The sequence below is a fragment of the Chryseobacterium mucoviscidosis genome, from assembly GCF_002177115.1.
GTDB lineage: Bacteria > Bacteroidota > Bacteroidia > Flavobacteriales > Weeksellaceae > Chryseobacterium > Chryseobacterium mucoviscidosis.
In genome coordinates, this window is the sequence record NZ_MVAG01000193.1 from 36,689 (window position 1) to 58,719 (window position 22,031).

Sequence of the window (22,031 nt, forward strand, 5' to 3'; positions counted from 1 at the left end):
AATTTGTCAACCTTTAACTATTAAAATAAAATAATAAAAATAATATGAATCTTCACGAGTATCAATCAAAAGAGATTTTATCAAAGTATGGAGTAGCTATCCAACGTGGTTTCGTTGCAAGCAACGTAGATGAAGCTGTAGCTGCTGCTGAAAAACTAACTGCTGAAACAGGCGCACAGGGATGGGTTGTAAAAGCTCAGATCCACGCAGGTGGCCGTGGTAAAGGGGGTGGTGTAAAGTTCTCTCCAAACATGGATAAACTTAAAGAAAACGCTCAGAACATCATCGGAATGCAGTTGGTAACTCCACAAACTTCTGCTGAAGGTAAAAAAGTAAATTCTGTTTTGGTTGCAGAGGATGTATATTATCCGGGAGAAACGGAAACTAAAGAATTTTATGTTTCTATTCTTTTAGACAGAGCTGAAGGTAAAAATACAATCGTATATTCTACTGAAGGAGGGATGGATATTGAGCATGTTGCTGAAGTAACACCTCATTTGATCCACAAAGAAATCATTGATCCTGCTTTAGGTCTTCAGGGATTCCAGGCTAGAAAAATTGCTTTCAACTTAGGTCTTGAAGGGAATGCTTTCAAAGAATTCGTAAAATTCATCGGTTCTCTATACAATGCGTATACAGGAATTGATGCATCTCTTTTCGAAATCAACCCTGTGTTGAAAACTTCTGATAACAAAATTATCGCAGTAGATGCTAAAGTAACTTTAGATGACAACTCATTGTTCCGTCACAAAGATTTAGCTGAGCTTAGAGATACAAGAGAAGAAGATCCGATGGATGTAGAAGCTGGTGAAGCGGGTCTTAACTTCGTAAAACTAGACGGTAACGTTGCTTGTATGGTAAACGGAGCAGGTCTTGCAATGGCAACAATGGATATCATCAAATTATCAGGTGGTAACCCTGCAAACTTCCTAGACGTAGGTGGAACTGCAGATGCACAGAGAGTACAGACGGCTTTCGGAATCATCTTGAGAGATCCGAACGTAAAAGCAATCTTAATCAATATCTTCGGAGGTATCGTAAGATGCGACAGAGTTGCTCAGGGAGTTGTAGACGCTTACAAAGCAATGGGAAGCCTTCCGGTTCCGTTGATCGTAAGATTACAGGGAACTAACGCTGTTGAAGCTAAAAAATTAATTGACGAGTCTGGTCTTCCGGTTCACTCTGCAATTACTTTGGAAGAAGCAGCAAACAAAGTAAAAGAAGTTTTAGCATAAGACTGAAATTTTTAAATACATTAAAACCGTTTCATTTTTTGGAACGGTTTTTTCTTTTTTTCATCAAATTAAATATCTTTTGTAATTTGTAGCTGAAAAACTTAATATGCCATGAAAAACATACACATTCCGAATCCGTGTTCAGAAAACTGGGAGATGATGTCTCCGCAGGAAAAAGGACGATTCTGTTCTGTCTGCAATAAATGTGTAATTGATTTTACACAGAAACAACCCAACGAAATTCTACAAATCTTTGATGAAAAGCAAGATGAAGAAATCTGCGGAAGATTTTATGATCATCAGTTAAATACCGATAATAAATCTGAAAAGGTAAGAACTCGATTCTTTAAATATATTCCTGTTCACTTTCAAAATAGCAGAATTGTATTAACCGTTCTTTCTATTATTTTATTTTTAACCGGCTGCTCAAAACCGAAGGAAGAATCTTTTGCAACCACAGGTCTTGTGATGATTGAAGAAGATTCTATTCCTGAAAATAAAAATTATGTAATAGGCGAGGCTAAAATAAATGAAAGCGATTCCTGTGTAAAAATCTCTGAAAAAGACAGTATCATTACCAAAGATGCAGGTTCAAAAAAATAAACAATTTAATGTAAAGAAAGTGTGATAATTAAATAAGTTATTCATTATAAAATCATTATCTTTACAAGAAAGGTTTAAAATGAGATTGTATTTATTCTTTTTTCTCTTTTTATTTCTTACTTGTCAATCTCAAATTGCCAGCAATAAAGTAATGTCTCTAAGAAAAGAAATTCATTTTGAAGACAAAAATCATTATCCATTTACTTTAATCCGTAAAGATTTTCTCCTTATCAATTCTCAGCAAAAGATGGATGAAATTTTTAAAATCATTCATCAAAAAAATAAAGGAAACAGATTTTCTCCAATTCCTGCTCTTACAGAAACCGAAACATATATTGTCGTAAAACCCCAGCTTAAAAACTCTAATGATGTTTCAATTGATACGATTACTTTCTCTAAAAATACACTCTATATAAAAGTCAAAGAATTCAACAATCCGGATTTTAATGAGAAAAGCAGAATTCCGCCCGATATTTTATTAAAACTCAACGAAAATTTATCTGTTAAAAAAGTCAACATTCAATACTAATATATAAAATTACTGTCATGAAAGCTAAAACCTTTATCGTCTCGTGCCTGTTGATTGCAGCACAGGTTTTTGGTCAGCAGAATTACTGGTCGAAACTAAAAGAAACAAAGATAGAACGGGAAAACCTGAACCCGAGATGGACGACTCCCAATAATTTTGCACTTTATCAGGCTGATCTTGAAAAAATTAAAGCTGATCTTAAAAACGCACCCCAGCGTTTTTCGGGAGATGAAAGCCTTGTTGTTAAATTTCCGGATTCTGATGGGAAAATAAGAGATTACATCGTTCAGGAAGCTTCTGTAATGGAACCTGAACTGCAGGCTAAATTCCCGGAAATCCGTTCCTATACAGGTTGGCAAAAAAATCATCCCGAAAATTCAATCCGTTTCAGTGTGACTCCTTCTACCGGAATCAGTGTCATGTATTTTGATAACTGGGAAGTAAGTTATCTCGACAGCTACACAAAGGACAATTCAGCATTTATTTTATACAAAAGAAAAGATCTTCCAAAAAATGACCGGCTTTTTGAATGTCATGTCGAAAGCGAACTGGATAACTTAAAAAATAGCGGTACGGCGAATAAAGCCCCTTTGGTTTCGGACGGACAGTTCCGAACCTACAGACTGGCTCTTTCTGCGACAGGAGAATATACCACTTTTCATGGAGGAACAGTTGCTCTGGCAATGGCTGCAATGGCAACGACAATGACCAGAGTAAACGGAATTTATGAAAAAACAATTTCCACAACCATGGTGATGATCGCAAACAATAATCTGTTGGTTTATACCAATGCCTCAACAGATCCATTTACCAATGGCACCCCAAACAGCATGATTAACGAAAACCAGACCAATACAACGGCGGTTATCGGATCTGCAAACTACGATATCGGTCACGTTTTCGGAACAAACAGTGGCGGTTTGGCAGGATTGGGAGTAGTTTGTGTTTCCAGCAGTAAAGCAAGAGGCGTTACAGGTTCGGGAGCTCCGATTGGAGATCCTTTTGATATCGATTATGTTGCGCACGAAATAGGGCATCAGTTTGGAGCCAACCACACCTTCAGAGCGGCAACTTCTTCATGCGCCGGGAACTTCAATAACGCAACAGCTTACGAACCGGGAAGCGGATCTACGATTATGGCTTATGCGGGAATTTGCGGAGCAACCAATAATGTGCAGAATAACAGTGATCCTTACTTTCATGCAGCAAGTGTAATTGAAATGTATGCCGTGTTGCAGAGAGGGACAGATTGTGCTGCCAAAATCAACAACAATAACGGAGTTCCTACCGCAGATGCAGGAGCCGATTACAATATTCCGAAAAGTACCGCTTTTGTTTTAACGGGAACGGGAACAGATCCGAATGGAGATGCTTTAACATATCTTTGGGAACAATATGATAATACAAGCAATACACAGCCTCCGGTTTCTACCGGAACAGCGGGGCCGGTTTACCGTTCTTTAACTCCAACGGTTTCCCCGTCCAGATATTTTCCGGTGCTGAGTTCTGTTGTAGCGAATAATCTGATTCCGAAATGGGAAGTTACCCCAAGTGTTGCCAGAACTTTGAATTTTTCTCTTTTGGTGAATGATAATAAGGCAACAGGAAATCAGGCAGCAAGAGATGTAATGGTGGTAACGGTTACCAACGACGGACCTTTCACGGTAACTTCACAGGCAACAACAGGAACAAACTATAACGGAAATACCTCCGTTCCGGTTACATGGAATGTTGCAGGAACCAATACAGGAACCATCAACACTCAGAATGTATCTATTTTGCTGTCTAAAGACGGAGGATTAACGTTCCCTACTGTTTTGGCGGCAAGTGTTCCGAACAATGGTTCTGCCAATGTTACGCTGCCTAATGAAAATGTTTCTTCTGCAAGAATTATGGTGAAAGCGGTAGGAAATATTTACTATGCACTTAATACAACAAGTTTCTCAATTACTCAGGTTGTTCTCGCAACGGCAGAAGCCAGTGTGAAAAACTTCTCGATTTATCCGAATCCTTCTCATGATGTTGTAAATATCAGGCTTAAAAATTCTTCTCAGAAAGCAGATTATACTTTGTATGATGCTTCAGGAAGATTAATTAAAGAAGGCAGTTTCAAAGGTGAAACTCAGGTAAAAGTTAATGATCTGATGAACGGAAATTATCTGATCTCAGTGATTATGGAAAATGGAGAAAAGGTAACAGAGAAATTAATTATCAAGAAATAAATAACAATCAATTTTAAAATAGAAAAGCAACCGAAATATAGGTTGCTTTTTTTATTTAGTCATGATTTTCGTTGATCAACTGATCTCCATTGGTAATACTGATGCTTGTAGGTGTTACCAACTGAATACCGTCTTTATCCAGGCGTTGTTTTATTTTTAAATAAGCCTCACTTTTAAGCTGAACCATATTCGCACCCACCTTCATCCAGAATTTTGCCTGAATATTGAAAACACCCTGTTTCAGATCTGTAAAAATAACTTCTGCGGTATCGAGTTTGTCTACATTTTCGAGATTTTTGATGATGTCGAGCATACCTTTCTGTGCTTTTGAAATATCTTCATCGGCAGGAATTTCGAAATTTAAAATAATTCTTCGCTGAGGGGATGCGGTAATATTGTAAAACGGAGCATTAAAAACCACCTGATTCGGGATATAAGCTTTCTTACCGTCGTCCGTAATGATTTTCGTTGTTAAAAAACCAATTTCCTGTACCGTTCCGGAGTGTGTTCCTATCGTAATATAATCTCCTACTTTAAAGGCTTTATCAATTCCGATCAGCATTCCTGAGAATATACTGGAAACCAGATCTTTCAGGGCAACCCCTGCAATAACCCCTGCAACTCCCAAACTACCGATGAATTTCCAAAGGAAACCGCTGAAACCCATAATTTCCAGCGCAATAAACGTTCCCATCACCATGATCAAAAACCTGAATACGCTGATGAGCGTAACCAGTGAACTTTCTTTTTTGCTTTTCGGAAAGAATTTATGAAAAAGCTTTACGGCACCCTGACTTAAATATTTACTGGTAAACAGAAAAAAAGAAAATACAAGAATCCCTACAATAAGTTTTGGGGTAATTTCTGCAAATTTTACATACCAGTTCTGTATTACATTATATACAACATCAATATAGCCTAAACCACTTTTCTCCATGAATAAAAATTTTTTTGATTAAAGATATAATTTTTCAACAAAAATTTTGCCAGTTCCAAAAACCCTACTAAATTTGTAGACTAATAAGAGCAAAATATTATGTCAATTAAACTAGGAGACACCGCACCCGATTTTCAGGCAGAAACTTCTGCAGGGGATATTAATTTTTACGAATATTTAGGAAATTCCTGGGGAATTCTGTTTTCGCATCCCGCAGATTATACTCCGGTTTGCACCACAGAACTTGGGTATACTTCAAAACTGAAAGAAGAATTTGATAAAAGAGGAACCAAAGTAATTGCCCTGAGTGTGGATGGAGTAGAAGATCACCAAAACTGGATTAAGGATATTAATGAAACGCAGAATACGGAAGTTCAGTTTCCGATTATTGCAGACAAGGACAGAAAGATTTCTGAACTGTATGATTTTATTCATCCAAATGCTTCTGCAACAGCAACCGTTCGTTCTTTATTAATTATCGATCCGGAAAAGAAAGTAAGGCTTATTATTACTTATCCTGCTTCCACAGGAAGAAATTTTAATGAAATTCTGAGGGTTCTGGATTCTCTTCAACTGGTAGATTCTCATAAAATCGCGACTCCTGTTAACTGGAAAGACGGAGATGACGTTATTGTTCCGCCTTCAATCTCTACGGAAGATGCCAGAAAAATTTTCCCGAAAGGAGTGAAAGAAATAAAGCCGTATCTGAGATATACGCCACAACCGAATACATGATTTATTTGATTTTTTATAGTTTAGTTTTAATTTGTACGAAAATCGCCTCGAAAAACTTCGAGGCGATTTCAATTGTAGTGTATATGTGAATGTGAAGTGATTGGATCGTAATCTTACTTTACATCATTTGCGATTTGTTTTGCTTTAGATGTAGGAAGGTAGATGCTGAAACCTAAATTGAATGTAATATTCGAATTTAAACCTTCGCTACCAAATCCTGCTCTTCCTCTGTATTTTACTAAACCTTCAAGACCAATGTTTGGGGTAATGAAGTAAGAATAACCAGGACCTACTCCGAAATCGAAACCTGTTGTAGAGTCTGCATTTTCTACAGATCTTCCTCCGATCCCTGCATTTCCTTCTAAGAACCAACGTCCGTGGTTTAATAAGTTATCTACTCCTTTTTCTCCCGGAGAAAGAAAATAACGTCCTAAAGCACCCACTCCATACGTAAATTCTGTAGGAGAACCGTTAGTTACCTTGTTGAATCCTAAATCTACATAACCACCGACAGCTACGTTGTCTTCAATGAAGTATGCTCCTTTAGGCTGAATAGCAATGTTATAACCACCACCAGTATTTAAACCGAAATTACTGGATATTAAGCTACTACCTACCAACCAGTTTCCTTTCTGGATCTGTGCATTCATTGTTCCCGCCAAGCCGGCTACTGCCATTATTCCTGTAAAAATTAACTTTTTCATAATTTATTATTTTAATATTTTAATGTTTATATCATTTGTGATTTCAGAAAATCAATAAATGTGCCATTCTAATCAATAGGTAGTGAAATCATGATAATAACAAATAAGGTATAACTCTTATGAAATGCCGATGGAAAGGAGTTTTTTTAGTTTTAAAATTATACTAAAAGCAAAATAACCGACACTACAAGACCTGCAACGGTGAAAATTATACCTCTTTTAAAAGCTTTGCTTTTAGGATTAAACATCCAGAAACTTGAGATCACAAAAAAGAATAAAGAAAATCCGAAAAAAGCATTTAAAGGAGAAAGCCTGTCTTTAGACTGCGATTTATGAAGTTTTGTCATTTTATCCAGTACAAATGGCAGTTCTTTCTTCGTGTATTTTGCCTGTCCTGTTGCAGTATCATAAGTTCCCTGTTTAAATTTTAAAACTGTTCCTTCTGTTTTTTCAACCTCAAGACCTTTAATTCTCAATTCTTTTCCCAGTGCTTTTTCATCAAGATTTTTTTCTACAACTTTATCGTACTTTTTTTCTTTTTTCAGAAAATCGGTGTCTCTGTAAATTAACAAAACACCACTTACTGCGTAAACAGCCATTATTCCGGCAAGGAAATAGCCCAGATAACGGTGCGTGATTCTCATAAAACTTCTTGTGTCTTTAATCTTATCCATATATATTGTTTTTGTTTTTAAAATTTCAAAAGTGGAAACTGCAAAATTGCAATTCCCACTTTACATGAAGAAATTATTGTGATTCTTTTTTACAGCCTATACGTTAATGTAACATAGTAGTTTCTCGGCGTGATCGGGTTCACGGAATAATTTTCGTGAACGGTGTAATTCTCTACATCAAACAGGTTTCCGACTTTCCCCTGAATAGAGAATTTCTTCCAGTCGTAGCCAACTGATAGAGAAACCGTTGTGTAATCTTTTAATTCGAAAATTCTGCTTACCCCGTTTCTCTGCTGCAAACTGTTGGCTCCTGTTTTAGTATCATTCCATCCGGCAAGTCTGTCTCCGATGTAGTATACTCCGGCTCCCACTTTCAAGCCGGGAACCAATTTTGTGAATTTATAAAATACCGATGCATTCGCAGTAGTTGCAGGAGTTCTTACAAGTCTTTGATTTTCTACATATCCGAAAGCTTCAGGTGTATCCAGATACACAGAATTGTTATAAGAGAAACCTCCGATAATGGATAAGTTTTCTGTTGGATTTCCTGTAATATCAAGCTCAACTCCGCGGCTTCTCATTTTTCCTGCAAAATCTTTGGTAAGTCCTGTCGGATCCACAGGATTTCCTTTATCATCCAATGCATTTTGATAATAATTTCTGTACAGAATCTGATAAACCGTTAGATTAACCGCTAAAGCATTGTTCCAGAAATTCTTTTTCGCACCCACTTCATACTGATCGATATTCGTAGGCGTTAAAGCTTCTCCGTCTCTTAATTTTCCTACATTGGCAACAAAAGAGTTTGTATAAGTTGCAAATGCTGAAAAATTATCGTTTGGCATGTAAACAAAACCTAATTTCGGAGATATTGCCTGATCGGATGACGAAGAGTTGTTAACCAGCGATTTTCCGGTTGTGGAATTCAGATTTACTAAACCGCTTGTAACGGTTTTAAACTTAGTATTGATCGTTGGCATATTTTCAATGTAAGACCAACGCAATCCTGCAATAACTTTAAATTCTTTGGTTAAACTGATGAAGTCCTGAGCATACACTCCGATTCTTCTCGTATTAATTCTGTTTTTCTCTAACCTTTCAGCAGCAGGAGCACTTCCGTTTGCCCAGGAATCAGGATTGTCCAGATAAAGAATACCATTGCTGTTTCCGTTGGTTCCATACAGATAGCTGTTTCCGTAAGCCAGTCTGTTGGTTGGATTATAGTAAGTATAAGAATCTCCAACTCCGTAATCTGCATCTGCCCCGAATAACACCTTATGGTTTATTTTTCCTGTATTAAATTCACCATTTAAATTTACCTGTGCCGAAGTATAATTCTGTTCGTTATACGTTCTGTTCAAAGGTCTTTTCCAGAAAAGTCTGTCGGTTGATTTTTCGTATCCCCACTGAACTCTTTCCGTAGAAAAATAATCTTTCGTATAATTCTGGTAAGATGCCGTAGCGTTTAAAGACCATCTTTCATTGAACTGATGATTGAAGGTAACATTGGTAGTAACCTGCTCTATATTCTGATATTGCCAGTCTGTTCCTAAAAAAGCATTTCTCGGAAGAAGATTATTCATCTGGTAAGTATATCCGTCACGCTGCGTGATAGAGCCGATTCCGAAATCCGGAGTAAAATCATTTTTAAGATAATCTGCCTCAACGATGATCTGTGATCTGTCGCTTAAATTAAATAAAAACGAAGGATTGAAATAATACTTTTCAGATTGTACCACATCTCTGAAACTTTCTGCATATTCATACGCTCCGTTCACACGGAAAGCAATATTTTTTGAAAGCGGACCATAAAGATCTACTGTCGGTTTATAAGAATTCCAGCTTCCCGCATTCATCCCCACGCTTCCGCCAAAGTTGAATTTAGGCTTTTTAGTAATCATATTAATAACACCACCTGCAGCCGTATTTCCGTACAGCATTGCATTCGCACCTTTAAGAACTTCCACTCTTTCCAGTCCGCTGACTTCCGGGAAAACGCCGCTGTTAACTCGGGAACCGTTCTTGAAAATATTGTCATTTCCCAGAATGAAACCACGTCCTCCGAAACTGTCCTGAGAATTTCCTCTGGAAGAAGTTACATAGATTCCGTTAACGTTCTGCAGAACATCACTCAGTTGTTTTGCCTGTTGCTGCTCTATAATTTCGTGAGTAACAATCGCAATCGGCTGAGGAGTTTCCATCATCGTAAGATTAGACTTGGTAGATAATGGTCTTGCCTTGTTGGGATTTCCGGTTTTATGAAGATTAACGTCTTCAATAGTCTGGATTCTAATGGTATCAGCTTCAACGTATTTCATCTGCGCGTCCAAAGAAAGGGCTGCGAATACTAATCCTATTGTGGCTAGCTGCTTTTTCATGATAGTCTATTGTTATTTAGAGTGGTTTTAAATAAAGTGCAAATGTATATTATTATTTAGAATTAATAAAAATTATAAACTGATTTTTGTCATTAATCTTTAATTTAGAAATTGTGTTTTCCCTTATTTTAGTAGGGATGAGAACTTTAGATTAAATATATTTGTTAAAAAATAAATCTATGCAGTTAGTAAAAGTCGGACTTTGTGCGATCGGAATGAGCGGAAAAGTTTTTCATGCCCCGTTTTTGAAAGAACATCCGGGATTTTTTATTTCCGCTATTGTGGAAAGAAATAAAGAAGAATCTAAAGAAAAATATCCTGAAGCAGAAATTTACCGTTCCGTAGAAGAAATGCTGGAAAATGCCGATATCGAACTCGTGGTTGTGAATACTCCGGTACAGACACATTTTGAATATGCAAAAATGGCACTGGAAGCAGGAAAAAATGTAGTAGTTGAAAAACCTTTCACCGTAAATGTTGCAGAAGCAGAAGAACTGGCAAAACTTGCGGAAGAGAAAAAATTATTTGTAAGCGTTTATCAGAACAGAAGATTCGACCGCGATTATCTTCAGGTGCAGAAAATCATCAACGAAGGAAAACTCGGAAATATCAAGGAGGTGGAAATCCGTTTCGACCGATTCCGTACCGAACCAAGCGGAAAGGCACATAAAGAAAATCCTGAAGTGGTAGGTTCGGGTTCGCTGCATGATTTAGGATCGCATCTGGTGGATCAGGCAGTTCAGTATTTTGGGTTTCCCGAAAAACTGTTTGCCGATGTTTTTTCTATGAAAGGAAAAGAATTTGCCAACGATTATTTTGAAATTATTTTGTTTTATCCAAATGATTTAAGAGTAAGGCTGAAATCTTCAGTATTCGCCAAAGAAGCGCATTTTGCTTATGCCGTTCACGGAGAAAAAGGAAGCTTTTTGCAGGAAAGAGCCGATAATCAGGAAAATGAGCTCGTTGCAGGAGCCATTCCGGAATATGGCGAAGAATGGACAAAGCCTTTAACGGAAACCGACGGGATTCTGAATTATCTAAATGAAAATAAAGAAACTGAAAGAATCCTTACTTCAAGCGAACCCGGAAATTACATGAATTATTATCAGCAGATTTATGAATTTATCGTTTTCGGATACGCATTGCCTTCACCTGCGGAAGAAATCATTAAAAATATGAAAATCATCGATGCGGCTGTGGAAAGTTCCAGACAGGAGAAAGTGATTTACTTGTAGAGTTTTGGAGTTGTAGGGTGTGAGAGTTTTAGAGTCTGAGAGTTTTAGGGTTTGGGAGTTTTATTGCAGTTTAGAGTTATGAATCTTAAAGCAAGATTTTTTAGAGTAAGAAAATTTAATATCAATTAAAATATAACGCTTCCACTCTCTAAAACACTCTCACTCTAAAACACTCTCACCCTCAAACTCAACTACGCTTCACCCAAAATCTCCTGAAGTTCAAGCCATCTCATTTCGTGATTTTCTAAAGTTTCAGAGATAGATTCCAGATCGGCAGAAAGTTTGGATATTTTCTCGTAATCTGCTTCATTATTAAGCTGATCTAATATTTTTGATCTCTTTTCTTCTAGTTCAGGCATTTCTTTCTCGATGGTTTCGAGTTCACGCTGTTCTTTAAAGGAAAGTCTTTTCTTCTTAGTGTTTGTATTGTTAGCAGCAGGAACGGTTTCTTTTACAGGCTCAGATTTTACGGAAACAGACTTTTCCAAAGCATCCTCCTTGCTTTTCGCTTCGCGGTATTCGGAGAAATTACCTGTAAAATCACGGATTTTACCTTCGCCTTCAAAAGCAAGAATATGATCTACGATTCTGTCCATAAAATACCGGTCGTGCGACACAATGATTAATGAACCCTGAAACTGCTGTAAAAAGTTTTCAAGAACCGTTAAGGTCGGAAGATCCAGATCATTCGTAGGCTCATCAAAAATTAAAAAGTTCGGATTCTGGTATAAAATATACATCAGATGAAGTCTTCTTTTTTCACCACCCGAAAGCTTGGAAATAGGGGAGTACTGCGTCTGATCGTCAAATAAAAACAATCTTAAAAACTGGGAGGCAGAAAGACTTTTTCCGTTGGCTAAAGGATAAAATTCAGCAACTTCTTTAATGAAGTCAATTACTCTTTCATCTTCTTTATACGTAAGACCCTTTTGCGAGAAATATCCGAAATGGATGGTTTCTCCGGTTTCAATCTCTCCTTTATCCGCTTTTTCAAACCCCTGAATAATATTTAATAAAGTAGATTTTCCCGCTCCGTTTTTCCCTACAATTCCTACTTTTTCACCTCTCTGGAAAGAATAGCTGAAATCTTTCAGCAACAATTTATTTCCAAAACTTTTGTCAATATTTTTAAGCTCAAGAATTTTATTTCCAAGCCTTTTCATTTCAAAATCAAGCTCTAAACCTTGTTTTCTCGTGTCTGTTTTGGCTACTTTTTCCGTTTCATAAAATGCATCAATTCTGGATTTGGATTTTGTAGTTCTTGCTTTCGGCTGTCTTCTCATCCATTCCAGTTCCTTTCTATAAAGGTTGTTGGCTTTATCAATCGTGGCATTCGTGTTGTCCTCGCGAATCATCTTATTTTCAAGATATGTGGCGTAAGAACCGTTATGAACGTAAAGATTCTTATCTTCCATTTCCCAGATCGTATCGCAAACACTGTCGAGGAAATACCGGTCGTGCGTTACCAGTAATAAAGTAATTTTTGCCTTACTCAGATAACTTTCCAGCCATTCCACCATTTCAACGTCGAGGTGGTTAGTCGGCTCATCCATAATTAATAAAGTATGGCGGTGTTCAGCTCTTGTTTCTGTTAAAAGCTTTGCTAAAGCAACACGTTTGATCTGTCCACCGGAAAGTGTTCCCATTTTAGCTTCCAGATCGGTGATTTTTAGCTGAGAAAGAATCTGCTTCATTTCGTTTTCCAGATCCCATGCTTTATGCGCTTCCATTTCAAGAAGAGCTTTTTCAATAAAATCATTGTCTGTGGAATGCAGAGACTGATGATAATTTTTCAGAGCCATAATTGGAGCCGAATCCAGAGTCATCATAAACTCATCAATCGTAATAGTCGGGTCAAAATCTATTTCCTGATCAAACAGAACCACCTGAATGTCTTTATTGATGATTACCGTTCCGCTGTCTGCAATTTCTTTTCCCATCAGGATTTTCAGAAGGGTAGATTTTCCGCTTCCGTTTTTGGCAACAATGGCAATTTTATCTCCTTCGTTTACATGAAAAGTAATATTTTCAAATAAAACTTTTATTCCGTAGGATTTGGTAAGATTTTCGGCAGAAACGTAATTCATTATAGTTTGATGGTTAGATTTTGAAACTTAAACTGAGCCGCAAAAGTACGAAAATGTATCAGAAAAAGCAGAAATACAATCCCGAAGCCTTACACACGTTTTTTTCAATATTAAAACAATAATGAATTGTCTTATGTATTGAATTTTATTTGTCTTTGGTTTTATTTAATTATAAAATTTTAGTTAAAATTAAAATATTTATTAAATTTAATGTATTATTTAATGGATTTTTGATGTAGATTTATATTCCTAACATTATTAAAATTAAAACTATGATGCAAATCAACTACTGGGCTGTTTTTGCAGCCGCACTTGTCCCTTTAATAATGGGATTTATCTGGTATCATCCTAAAGTTTTCGGAAAAGCATGGATGAAAGAAGTCGGTTTAACCGAAGAGAAAATGAAGGGTTTCATGATCGGAGTTTTTATTTTTTCCATCATGTTATCAGCTTTAATGGCTTTGTTCTTACAATTTGTAACTATTCATCAGTTTGGCGCGCTCGGAATGGTCGGCGGAGATGAAATGAACGCCAATCCGTCTTATCATGCCTTCATGAAAGACTACGGAATGGCTTACAGATCCTTTGGTCACGGCGCACTGCATTCTTCCATGACGGGATTTTTATTCGTGCTTCCCATGATTGCCATCAATGCGATGTTCGAAAGAAAATCGTGGAAATATACATTAATTAACGCTGCTTTTTGGACGGTCTGCATTACCATTATGGGCGGAATTATCTGCGGTTGGTATGCTCCGGACGGTTTTCACTGGGCAACACAAAAATAAATGTAATGTTTTAAAAAGTTAAGGCTACTTTTGCGTAGCCTCTTTTATGTCATATACTTTAAGAATTTTTCAGTCAGTTGCCGATTTGCCGGAAGACTGGAATGTTGTGATCGGAAATCACAATATCCTGCTTTCCGGAGAATATTTTCGTGCATTAGAAAATTCCAGACCGCAAAACATGGAATGCTTCTTTGTCGGTTTTTTCAAAGAAAATGAACTGATTGGCGGTGCTTTGTTTCAGTATCTCAATTTTCTGCAGCATAAAACCTTTCAGAAAAATGAGGTGTTTTGCAGCATCAGGAATTTTATGGCAAGACAATTCGGTAAAGATGTGATGATTCTGGGAAATAATATGCTTACTGGACAGAACGGATTTTATTTTGATGCTTCAAAAATTACTTCCGAAGAAGTGATTCCGCTTCTGGAAGAATCCGTTTATACAATGCAGAAGGAAATAAGAACAACATCCTTAATTATATATAAAGATTACCAGTCGAATTTTGTGAAATACTTTGAAGGAGAAAAGCATCGGAAATATTTCAGATTTTCCGTTCAGCCGAACATGATTCTTCGGATAAGAGAAAACTGGAATAATTTTGATGATTATATCAATGATTTTTCGAAGAAATACAGGGCAAGAGCCAAAACTGCCAAAAAGAAACTGGAAGGAATCGTTAAAAAAGAACTCCAATTAGACATGATCAGAAAATATCAGTCTGAAATGAATGTTCTTTATCAGAATGTGGCAGAAAATGCGCCTTTCAACACCTTTTTTCTCAGAGAAAATCATTTTGAAAGCATGAAAGAAAATCTAGGAGAAAATTTCAGAGTCTTCGGATATCTTTCAGAAAATCAACTTATCGGTTTTTATACCATGATACTCAATAATAAAGATATCGATACCTACTTTTTAGGCTACGAAAAAGACTGTCAGAAACAAAAGCAGATCTATCTCAATATGCTTCTTGATATGGTGGAATTTGGAATTCATCATCGTTTTGAAAGAATTATTTTCGGAAGAACAGCTTTAGAGATCAAATCAACGATCGGAGCAGAGCCGACTGAAATTTTTGGTTTAATTAAGCATAATAATTTCATGATTAATCCTTTCCTGAAAACTATTTTCCCTTCTATTTCTCCAAAAACAGAATGGATTCAAAGAAAGCCGTTTAAATAGTTTTATACATAATTTACACAGGTTTTAGTTTGAAGTTTTCATCAATAAAAACGGGCTTCAGCCCGTTAACAATATAAGGTTTTTCGATTGGCTTTAGCCAAAGTTTCAGATGTTTAAAATTTGCAAAATCACCGGAAAGAAAATCAATCCAAAGCCAGCCTCTTTAAAGACCACGAACTTCCGTTGTAAATATCCAGATCTACTTTTGTATTAATTCCGTGCACGATTCCGTTTTCTGTAAACTGCCAGAAATCCCAGTCTGCATCGGGTGATGGAGCCGGAACATCATTGTAATTCGCTAGCCAGAGCGGATAATCATCAAATTCGCCCTTCAGAAAATCTTTGTAATAATGATAATACGTATAAATAATGGGTTTTTCGCCGTAAGTTTCCTCTACAATTTTGCACCACACTTTAAGGTCTTCAACCAGTTTTTTATTTGTTTTGCGTTTCGGGATTTTTTCAATATCCAAAATCGGTGGAAGATCACCGCTTTCAAGCTTTACATTTTCAAGAAAATTATTCGCTTGAATGACAGGATCTTCATCTGCCCTGTAAAAATGGTATGCTCCCCGTATTAAATCCTGCTTTTTAGCCTGCTCCCAGAAATCAGAAAAATGTTTGTCAGCATTTCGGTTTCCCATCGTTGCACGCATCACCACAAACTCCAGCGGAATGGTTTTGTTTCCGATCGTAAGATTGTCCCATTTAATATCTTCTTTATTCTGATAATGCGAAATATCAAACCCGTAAGTTTTATCTAAATTATTGGACAGGATTTTCTGTATTCTCAGAGTTTCCGTTTCACTGTTGTGAAGCTTTCTGTGAGTAAATTTATTGAAATATAAAGCGTAATAATAGCTTATGGACTGTCTTAAATACAATCCTGTTCCGATAAGAGCAATAATTAAAATTCCCAGCACAATTTTTCTGCGGAAAAGATATTTTTTCCGGCGGTTTTTATGAATCTTTTTGGCGGTTTTTTTGCTGTACATCGTTTGTGAATAAAGATTTACAAAACTAACTTTTTTCACTTCTAAATGCTAAATAAAATCAGTAAATTTGTGTACTATGGAAACACGCGAAAAGATCATCATCATTGGAGGAGGTTTTGCGGGGCTGCAGCTTGCGAAAACGTTGAATAACAAGAACAAAAAGGTAATTGTTCTGGATCGGGTAAACCATCATATGTTTCAGCCGCTTTTCTATCAGGTCGCATGCGGAAGGATAGAACCTTCCAATATCTCTTTTCCTTTCAGAAAAATTTTTCAGCGTTCCAGAAATACCCAGTTTCGTTTAACGGAGGTTAAGGAAATCGATACCGCAAATAATAAAGTCATCACCGACGAAGCGGAATTTACCTACGATAAACTCATCATCGCAACAGGATGTAAAACCAATTTTTTTGGCAATAATGATCTTGCAGGGAAAGCTTTCGGAATGAAAAATACTCAGGAAGCGATCAGTATCCGAAACCATGTTTTAATGACTTTCGAAAAGCTGATTCTAGAAAAGAGCCGAAGCGACGACGGAAACTGGAACATCGTAATCGTAGGAAGCGGACCGACCGGAGTAGAATTAGCCGGAGCTTTTTCGGAGATGAAAAAAGAAATTCTGCCGCGAGATTATCCTTATATGAATTTTGATCATCTGAAGATTATTCTGGTAAGTTCTACAGAAAAACCTTTGGCAGTAATGAGTCCGGAAGCTCAGCAAAAATCTGAAAAATATTTAAAAGATTTAGGCGTTACATTTTTAAGCCAGGAATATGTTACAGATTATGACGGCGATAAAGTGTATATGAAAAGCGGAAAAACCATTCCGTCCAATAATGTAATCTGGGCAGCCGGCGTTACAGGAAATGTTGTAGATGGTTTTCCTGCCGAAAAATTAATAAAAAACAGATACATTACAGACAGATACAATAAAATAAAAGGCTACGATAATGTCTTTGCAATCGGAGATATTGCGTATATGGAAACTCCGAAATATCCGCAGGGTCATCCGCAGGTGGCAAACGTAGCAATTAATCAGGCAAAAAATTTGGGAAGGAATCTCTTAAAGAAGAATGCAGGTGAATGGGTGGAATATGAGTATGACGACAAAGGTTCTTTGGCTACCATCGGAAAACACAGAGCGGTCGTAGATTTACCATTTGTTAAATTTCAGGGATTTCTGGCGTGGTATTTCTGGATGTTTTTACATTTAATGCTTATTTTAAGTGTAAGAAACAAGCTTGCCGTGTTCTTTAACTGGATGTGGAGCTATTTTAACAAAGATTCTTCCTTAAGATTAATAATTTTGCCGAATAAGAAAAACGAAACAGTACAATGAGAATTGATATAATAAGCGTACTTCCGGAACTGATGGAAAGTCCGTTTAAAACTTCTATTTTAAGAAGAGCGATTGATAAAGGTTTGGCAGAAGTTCATTTCCATCATTTGAGAGAGTGGGGAATCAACAAAAAAAAGCAGATTGATGATGAGCCTTACGGCGGCGGTGCAGGAATGGTGATGATGGTAGAACCTTTAGACAATTGTATTTCAGAATTAAAATCTCAGAGAGAATACGATGAGGTGATTTATCTTACTCCGGATGGAGTTACGCTGAACCAAAAAATTGCCAACACACTTTCTATTAAAAATAACCTGATCTTCTTATGCGGTCATTATAAAGGTATTGATCAGCGCGTGAGAGATCTGCACATCACAAAGGAAATTTCAATCGGAGATTATGTTCTTACCGGCGGAGAATTGGCAGCCTGCGTTCTTGCAGATTCTGTAATCCGACTGCTTCCGGGTGTTCTGAATGATGAACAAAGTGCTTTAACGGATAGTTTTCAGGACGATCTTTTATCTCCTCCAATTTATACAAGACCAGAAGTTTACAAAGGTCTGGAAGTTCCTAAAGTTTTACTGAGCGGAAATTTTGCCAAAATTGAAGAATGGAGACATGATGAAGCCGTAAGAATTACCACGGAAAAACGCCCCGATCTGCTTTAAAATAGACAAAAACAATCGTTTTTTAGAAACCGCCAAATTTTTTAAATTTTTACAACGATAATTGATTGCCGTTGCGAAGAAATGGTTGAAAATTTTTCATTTACCTAACTGTTCATAGAATTTTTTCTACCAAAAAATTTAATTTTAAAAACAGTTTTTATTTAGACTTAAAGGTGAATATTGTGTTATGGATAATATTTTTAATTAAAATTGTTTATCTGGTTTAAAATATTCTTTTAATTGTCTATATTTGAATGATAAAATTAATTGTTGAAATTTGTTAAAATTATTAACGATATATTAAATAAAATAATAAATTTACATAATCAATTTTATAAAAGGAATTGTTTGAAATCTGAAAAGTGTGGTAATGGAGCTGTTTAGTTTTTACAACGTTGAAAATCTGTTTTTACCGGATCCGAAGCCGATGCATAAATTAGATCCTACAATATCAGGACTTAGAAATTGGGATGAAAGCAGATACAGGAATAAACTTTCCAAGATTGCACATGTTTTCAGGCTGATGAAGGAGGAAAGCGGTGTTTTGCCTTTTATGATTGGTCTTTCTGAGGTTTCCGGAAGGAAAGTTCTGGAGGATCTTGTGGAGATGGAACCTTTCAATTCGCAATACGGAATTGTGCACTACAATTCTATGGACGAGAGAAGGGTAGATGTAGCCTTATTATATGATAAAAATAAAGTGGAAGTAATAGACTCAGAAACCATTACTTTCTTTTTTGAAATTATAAACAGAAACACAGGAAATTACGATACAACAAGAGACATTCTTTACTCGAGAGTAAGATATAAAGACGAAATTATTAATGTTTTTATCGCGCATCTTCCCTCTAAACGCGAAAAAGACGTTAATAAACCGAAAAGAGACTTTATCCTTTCCGAGATTCGGGAGAGAATTCTTAAGATTGTACAGAATGATAAAGAAAACGTATTGCTGTGTGGTGATTTTAATGAAAACCCAGATGATGAAAATTTAGTAAAAATTCTTTTTGATGATGCAGGAAAAAAAGTATTGGAAAATCCTTTCCAGCGTCTGTTTTCCACAAGAAATTATTCTACTTTTCATTATAAATCGGGATTGCTGTATGACCAGATCATTTTATCGAAGTCTTTCTTTGATGATGACCGTGGTCTGAAATTTCAGGAGGCGAAAATATTTAATTCTGAAAAACTCAGCAGCCGCGACAGAAAATTTGCAGGCAGACCCTACAGAACCTACGCAGGAACGAGGTATTTGGGTGGTTATAGCGATCATTTTCCGGTTTTTATAAAATTCAGGAATTTGTAACAGACGTAAAAAACATAAATAAAGTAGAAAGAATGAAAAATTCAAACAACACGAGTTATCAGTTAGATTCAATCGATAAAGAAATTATCTATATGTTAATGGATAATGCAAAATCTTCGCTAGCTCATATTTCAAAAAATGTAGGAATATCTACAACAGCAGTTCATCAAAGGATTAAAAAACTTGAACAGGCAGGGGTTATTGAAAATTCAATTTCCTTTTTAAATCCTAAGAAAATCGGCTATAAAGTTATTTCTTACATCGGCGTATTTCTGGATCAGCCAAGTCATTATCCCGACATGGTAAAATCTCTTAAAGACATTAATGAAGTGGTGGAAGCCCATTACACAACAGGAAATTATACCATTTTCCTGAAAGTTCTTTGTAAAGATAACGACCATCTTATGCAGATTCTGAGTAAGCTTCAGCAACTGAAAGGGGTGATAAGAACAGAAACTTTCATATCTTTGGAACAGGGTATTTACAGACAACTGAAAGTATAATAAATTATGAATATTGCACAATATCTGGATTCAACATATTTGAAAACACCTGCACAGTCGGGTCTGTCACAGAAAGAAACTTTACAGAAAGATATAGAACTTACGCAGGAAGCGATAGATCATGGTATTTTTGCCGTGATGATCCGTCCCGATTATATTTCTGAAATTAAAAAGTATATTCAGGAAAAGAATTCGGATGTTGTGGTTGGAACGGTCATCGGGTTTCATGAAGGAACCTATTCTGTAGAGGAAAAACTTGCAGAAGCCGAAAAAGCAATTGCAGACGGAGCAGATGAACTGGATTTTGTAATCAATTACAGTGCTTATACTAAAGGTGATCTTGAGCTTGTAAAGAATGAATTTATACAATGTACAAAGCTTTGTCTGGAACACCATAAAATTGCAAAATGGATCATCGAAATCGCAGCTTTAACTGATGAGCAGATTGCTGATCTTACCAAAAATATTTCCGGTTGGGCAGAAGAAAACTTTTCCGAAAACGATTTGTCTAAAATTTTCGTAAAGTCTTCCACAGGTTTCTATGAGACAGAAGGAGGAAAACCCAACGGAGCAACTTTTGAAGGAATTAAAATCATGGTGGAAAACGCCGGAAAACTTCCTGTAAAAGCAGCAGGAGGAGTAAGAACTCCGGAAGATGCCGAAAAAATGATCAGTCTTGGTGTAAAAAGAATAGGAACTTCATCTGCATTGGCGTTAATTAAAAACCAATCGGCTTCGGAAGGATATTAAGTGAAAAAATTAACAGTGAAAATAAAAAACCATCAACCTATTACTATTGATGGTTTCATTTTTTATGCCTGTTGCGCCAAATATTCTGTGTAAAACTCCTGCGTTTCTTTAATCAGTGCATCCATTTCTGCTAAAGTAAACACTTCTAAAAATTTCTTTCTGAAATCTTTAAAATGAGGAACTCCACGGAAATAATTGCTGTAATGCTGTCTCATTTCCACCAGTCCTAATCTTTCGCCTTTCCATTCTGCACTCCATTCTGCATGCTGACGAACCGCCAGTAATCGGTCTTCGATTGTAGGAGCCGGCAAATGTTCTCCGGTTTTAAAGAAATGCTTGATTTCGTTAAAAATCCAGGGATATCCAATCGCAGCACGACCGATCATAATACCGTCACACGCATATTTCTGTTTGTATTCTAACGCCTTTTCAGGAGAATCGATATCACCGTTCCCGAAAATCGGAATCTCTATATTAGGATTTTGTTTAATTCTTGAAATATGTTCCCAGTCAGCTTCCCCTTTGTACATCTGCGCACGGGTTCTCGCGTGAATGGTTAATGCTTTGATGCCTGTTTCCTGAAGACGTTCTGCCACTTCATCTATATTAATGGAAGTACTGTCCCAACCCAAACGCGTTTTTACCGTTACAGGAAGACTTGTAGAACGTACAACAGCTTTGGTAAGACGAACCATCAGATCAATATCCTTCAAAACTCCTGCTCCTGCTCCTTTACAGACCACTTTTTTTACAGGACATCCGAAATTGATATCAACCAGATCCGGATTTACCGTTTCCACAATTCTTGCAGACATTGCCATTGCTTCTTCGTCACCTCCAAAAATCTGAATTCCGACAGGTCTTTCGTAATCGAAAATATCAAGCTTTTTTCTGCTCTTGATAGCATCACGAATTAACCCTTCCGAAGAGATAAACTCCGAATACATTAAATCTGCTCCGTGCATTTTGCAAAGTCTTCTGAACGGCGGATCACTCACATCTTCCATCGGTGCAAGCAAAAGCGGAAATTCCGGCAGTTCTATATTGCCAATTTTTATCATGGTGCAAATTTACGAATTTCTGAGCATTTCAGAATTTGATAATTTCTATTAATGTAATTGCTGTAAAATAAGCAGTGTAAAAAACGAAAATCTCAGGTAAATTAT

20 protein-coding genes are annotated in these 22,031 nt (G+C 36.6%); 13 read left to right on the plus strand and 7 right to left on the minus strand.

Annotation, left to right across the window (positions count from 1 at the left end):
* The first annotated feature begins 44 nt into the window (after nucleotides 1-44).
* The 4 genes from sucC (at nucleotide 45) to B0E34_RS19695 (ending at nucleotide 4,589) form a co-directional block, all read left to right on the plus strand.
* Complete coding sequence (sucC, locus tag B0E34_RS19680) at nucleotides 45-1,235, plus strand: ADP-forming succinate--CoA ligase subunit beta (RefSeq protein ID WP_087712232.1); 1,191 nt, start codon at nucleotides 45-47, stop codon at nucleotides 1,233-1,235.
* Between the two features lie 111 nt (nucleotides 1,236-1,346).
* Complete coding sequence (locus B0E34_RS19685; protein WP_087712234.1) at nucleotides 1,347-1,838, plus strand: hypothetical protein; 492 nt, start codon at nucleotides 1,347-1,349, stop codon at nucleotides 1,836-1,838.
* Nucleotides 1,839-1,989: 151 nt separating this feature from the next.
* Nucleotides 1,990-2,367, plus strand: coding sequence for a hypothetical protein (locus B0E34_RS19690; RefSeq protein WP_087712236.1), 378 nt, complete (start codon nucleotides 1,990-1,992; stop codon nucleotides 2,365-2,367).
* 17 nt (nucleotides 2,368-2,384) lie between these two features.
* Entirely contained in the window at nucleotides 2,385-4,589 is a 2,205-nt protein-coding gene (locus B0E34_RS19695; protein ID WP_087712238.1) for a reprolysin-like metallopeptidase, read from the plus strand.
* A 55-nt stretch (nucleotides 4,590-4,644) separates the two neighbouring features.
* Here B0E34_RS19695 and B0E34_RS19700 read toward each other — a convergent pair whose 3' ends face one another.
* A complete protein-coding gene (locus tag B0E34_RS19700) occupies nucleotides 4,645-5,526 on the minus strand; it encodes a mechanosensitive ion channel family protein (RefSeq protein WP_087712240.1) in 882 nt (293 codons plus the stop codon).
* Nucleotides 5,527-5,625: 99 nt separating this feature from the next.
* Between B0E34_RS19700 and B0E34_RS19705 the strand changes: the two genes are divergently transcribed.
* On the plus strand, nucleotides 5,626-6,261 hold the full coding sequence (locus tag B0E34_RS19705; RefSeq protein ID WP_087712242.1) for a peroxiredoxin: 636 nt from the start codon (nucleotides 5,626-5,628) through the stop codon (nucleotides 6,259-6,261).
* A gap of 113 nt (nucleotides 6,262-6,374) precedes the next feature.
* Here the strand turns inward: B0E34_RS19705 and B0E34_RS19710 are convergent, their stop codons facing one another.
* From B0E34_RS19710 to B0E34_RS19720, 3 genes are all read right to left on the minus strand, one after another.
* On the minus strand, nucleotides 6,375-6,965 hold the full coding sequence (locus tag B0E34_RS19710) for a hypothetical protein (protein ID WP_087712244.1): 591 nt from the start codon (nucleotides 6,963-6,965) through the stop codon (nucleotides 6,375-6,377).
* Nucleotides 6,966-7,123: 158 nt separating this feature from the next.
* Nucleotides 7,124-7,639 (minus strand): hypothetical protein, encoded by a 516-nt coding sequence (locus tag B0E34_RS19715; RefSeq protein ID WP_087712246.1) that lies wholly within the window; start codon nucleotides 7,637-7,639, stop codon nucleotides 7,124-7,126.
* An 89-nt stretch (nucleotides 7,640-7,728) separates the two neighbouring features.
* A complete protein-coding gene (locus B0E34_RS19720) occupies nucleotides 7,729-10,017 on the minus strand; it encodes a TonB-dependent siderophore receptor (RefSeq protein ID WP_087712248.1) in 2,289 nt (762 codons plus the stop codon).
* Between the two features lie 179 nt (nucleotides 10,018-10,196).
* On the opposite strand from B0E34_RS19720, the gene B0E34_RS19725 reads away from it, so the two are divergent.
* On the plus strand, nucleotides 10,197-11,252 hold the full coding sequence (locus tag B0E34_RS19725) for a Gfo/Idh/MocA family oxidoreductase (RefSeq protein WP_087712250.1): 1,056 nt from the start codon (nucleotides 10,197-10,199) through the stop codon (nucleotides 11,250-11,252).
* A 191-nt stretch (nucleotides 11,253-11,443) separates the two neighbouring features.
* Here B0E34_RS19725 and B0E34_RS19730 read toward each other — a convergent pair whose 3' ends face one another.
* Nucleotides 11,444-13,339 (minus strand): ABC-F family ATP-binding cassette domain-containing protein, encoded by a 1,896-nt coding sequence (locus B0E34_RS19730; RefSeq protein ID WP_087712252.1) that lies wholly within the window; start codon nucleotides 13,337-13,339, stop codon nucleotides 11,444-11,446.
* Between the two features lie 272 nt (nucleotides 13,340-13,611).
* On the opposite strand from B0E34_RS19730, the gene B0E34_RS19735 reads away from it, so the two are divergent.
* A complete protein-coding gene (locus tag B0E34_RS19735) occupies nucleotides 13,612-14,127 on the plus strand; it encodes a DUF1761 domain-containing protein (RefSeq protein ID WP_306460667.1) in 516 nt (171 codons plus the stop codon).
* A 46-nt stretch (nucleotides 14,128-14,173) separates the two neighbouring features.
* Complete coding sequence (locus B0E34_RS19740; protein WP_087712254.1) at nucleotides 14,174-15,304, plus strand: 8-amino-7-oxononanoate synthase; 1,131 nt, start codon at nucleotides 14,174-14,176, stop codon at nucleotides 15,302-15,304.
* Nucleotides 15,305-15,447: 143 nt separating this feature from the next.
* Here the strand turns inward: B0E34_RS19740 and B0E34_RS19745 are convergent, their stop codons facing one another.
* Nucleotides 15,448-16,299, minus strand: coding sequence for a glycoside hydrolase family 25 protein (locus B0E34_RS19745; protein WP_087712256.1), 852 nt, complete (start codon nucleotides 16,297-16,299; stop codon nucleotides 15,448-15,450).
* A 76-nt stretch (nucleotides 16,300-16,375) separates the two neighbouring features.
* Between B0E34_RS19745 and B0E34_RS19750 the strand changes: the two genes are divergently transcribed.
* The 5 genes from B0E34_RS19750 to deoC all read left to right on the plus strand — a co-directional run bounded on the left by B0E34_RS19750 (nucleotide 16,376) and on the right by deoC (nucleotide 20,865).
* Nucleotides 16,376-17,638, plus strand: a complete 1,263-nt coding sequence (locus B0E34_RS19750; RefSeq protein ID WP_087712258.1) for an NAD(P)/FAD-dependent oxidoreductase — start codon at nucleotides 16,376-16,378, stop codon at nucleotides 17,636-17,638.
* On the plus strand, nucleotides 17,635-18,306 hold the full coding sequence (gene trmD, locus B0E34_RS19755) for a tRNA (guanosine(37)-N1)-methyltransferase TrmD (protein WP_087712260.1): 672 nt from the start codon (nucleotides 17,635-17,637) through the stop codon (nucleotides 18,304-18,306). Before B0E34_RS19750 ends, trmD begins: the two co-directional genes overlap by 4 nt.
* 370 nt (nucleotides 18,307-18,676) lie before the next feature.
* Complete coding sequence (locus B0E34_RS19760; RefSeq protein WP_087712262.1) at nucleotides 18,677-19,612, plus strand: endonuclease/exonuclease/phosphatase family protein; 936 nt, start codon at nucleotides 18,677-18,679, stop codon at nucleotides 19,610-19,612.
* A gap of 32 nt (nucleotides 19,613-19,644) precedes the next feature.
* Nucleotides 19,645-20,115, plus strand: coding sequence for an Lrp/AsnC ligand binding domain-containing protein (locus tag B0E34_RS19765; RefSeq protein ID WP_076390855.1), 471 nt, complete (start codon nucleotides 19,645-19,647; stop codon nucleotides 20,113-20,115).
* A gap of 3 nt (nucleotides 20,116-20,118) precedes the next feature.
* Nucleotides 20,119-20,865: a deoxyribose-phosphate aldolase gene (gene deoC / locus B0E34_RS19770; RefSeq protein ID WP_087712264.1), complete on the plus strand. Its 747-nt coding sequence runs from the start codon at nucleotides 20,119-20,121 to the stop codon at nucleotides 20,863-20,865.
* A gap of 62 nt (nucleotides 20,866-20,927) precedes the next feature.
* Here deoC and dusB read toward each other — a convergent pair whose 3' ends face one another.
* Nucleotides 20,928-21,926: a tRNA dihydrouridine synthase DusB gene (gene dusB, locus B0E34_RS19775; protein ID WP_076390857.1), complete on the minus strand. Its 999-nt coding sequence runs from the start codon at nucleotides 21,924-21,926 to the stop codon at nucleotides 20,928-20,930.
* Nucleotides 21,927-22,031 lie beyond the last annotated feature (105 nt).

What these genes read in the sequence shown, in the direction of transcription:
- B0E34_RS19715 (WP_087712246.1), bottom strand. Translation starts at nt 7,639, where the DNA reads ATGGATAAGATTAAAGACACAAGAAGTTTTATGAGAATCACGCACCGT.
- B0E34_RS19710 (WP_087712244.1), bottom strand. Translation starts at nt 6,965, where the DNA reads ATGAAAAAGTTAATTTTTACAGGAATAATGGCAGTAGCCGGCTTGGCG.
- B0E34_RS19685 (WP_087712234.1), top strand. Translation starts at nt 1,347, where the DNA reads ATGAAAAACATACACATTCCGAATCCGTGTTCAGAAAACTGGGAGATG.
- B0E34_RS19730 (WP_087712252.1), bottom strand. Translation starts at nt 13,339, where the DNA reads ATGAATTACGTTTCTGCCGAAAATCTTACCAAATCCTACGGAATAAAA.
- B0E34_RS19750 (WP_087712258.1), top strand. Translation starts at nt 16,376, where the DNA reads ATGGAAACACGCGAAAAGATCATCATCATTGGAGGAGGTTTTGCGGGG.
- trmD (WP_087712260.1), top strand. Translation starts at nt 17,635, where the DNA reads ATGAGAATTGATATAATAAGCGTACTTCCGGAACTGATGGAAAGTCCG.
- B0E34_RS19735 (WP_306460667.1), top strand. Translation starts at nt 13,612, where the DNA reads ATGATGCAAATCAACTACTGGGCTGTTTTTGCAGCCGCACTTGTCCCT.
- B0E34_RS19745 (WP_087712256.1), bottom strand. Translation starts at nt 16,299, where the DNA reads ATGTACAGCAAAAAAACCGCCAAAAAGATTCATAAAAACCGCCGGAAA.
- B0E34_RS19700 (WP_087712240.1), bottom strand. Translation starts at nt 5,526, where the DNA reads ATGGAGAAAAGTGGTTTAGGCTATATTGATGTTGTATATAATGTAATA.
- B0E34_RS19690 (WP_087712236.1), top strand. Translation starts at nt 1,990, where the DNA reads ATGTCTCTAAGAAAAGAAATTCATTTTGAAGACAAAAATCATTATCCA.
- B0E34_RS19705 (WP_087712242.1), top strand. Translation starts at nt 5,626, where the DNA reads ATGTCAATTAAACTAGGAGACACCGCACCCGATTTTCAGGCAGAAACT.
- B0E34_RS19695 (WP_087712238.1), top strand. Translation starts at nt 2,385, where the DNA reads ATGAAAGCTAAAACCTTTATCGTCTCGTGCCTGTTGATTGCAGCACAG.
- B0E34_RS19720 (WP_087712248.1), bottom strand. Translation starts at nt 10,017, where the DNA reads ATGAAAAAGCAGCTAGCCACAATAGGATTAGTATTCGCAGCCCTTTCT.
- B0E34_RS19740 (WP_087712254.1), top strand. Translation starts at nt 14,174, where the DNA reads ATGTCATATACTTTAAGAATTTTTCAGTCAGTTGCCGATTTGCCGGAA.
- sucC (WP_087712232.1), top strand. Translation starts at nt 45, where the DNA reads ATGAATCTTCACGAGTATCAATCAAAAGAGATTTTATCAAAGTATGGA.
- B0E34_RS19760 (WP_087712262.1), top strand. Translation starts at nt 18,677, where the DNA reads ATGGAGCTGTTTAGTTTTTACAACGTTGAAAATCTGTTTTTACCGGAT.
- dusB (WP_076390857.1), bottom strand. Translation starts at nt 21,926, where the DNA reads ATGATAAAAATTGGCAATATAGAACTGCCGGAATTTCCGCTTTTGCTT.
- B0E34_RS19765 (WP_076390855.1), top strand. Translation starts at nt 19,645, where the DNA reads ATGAAAAATTCAAACAACACGAGTTATCAGTTAGATTCAATCGATAAA.
- B0E34_RS19725 (WP_087712250.1), top strand. Translation starts at nt 10,197, where the DNA reads ATGCAGTTAGTAAAAGTCGGACTTTGTGCGATCGGAATGAGCGGAAAA.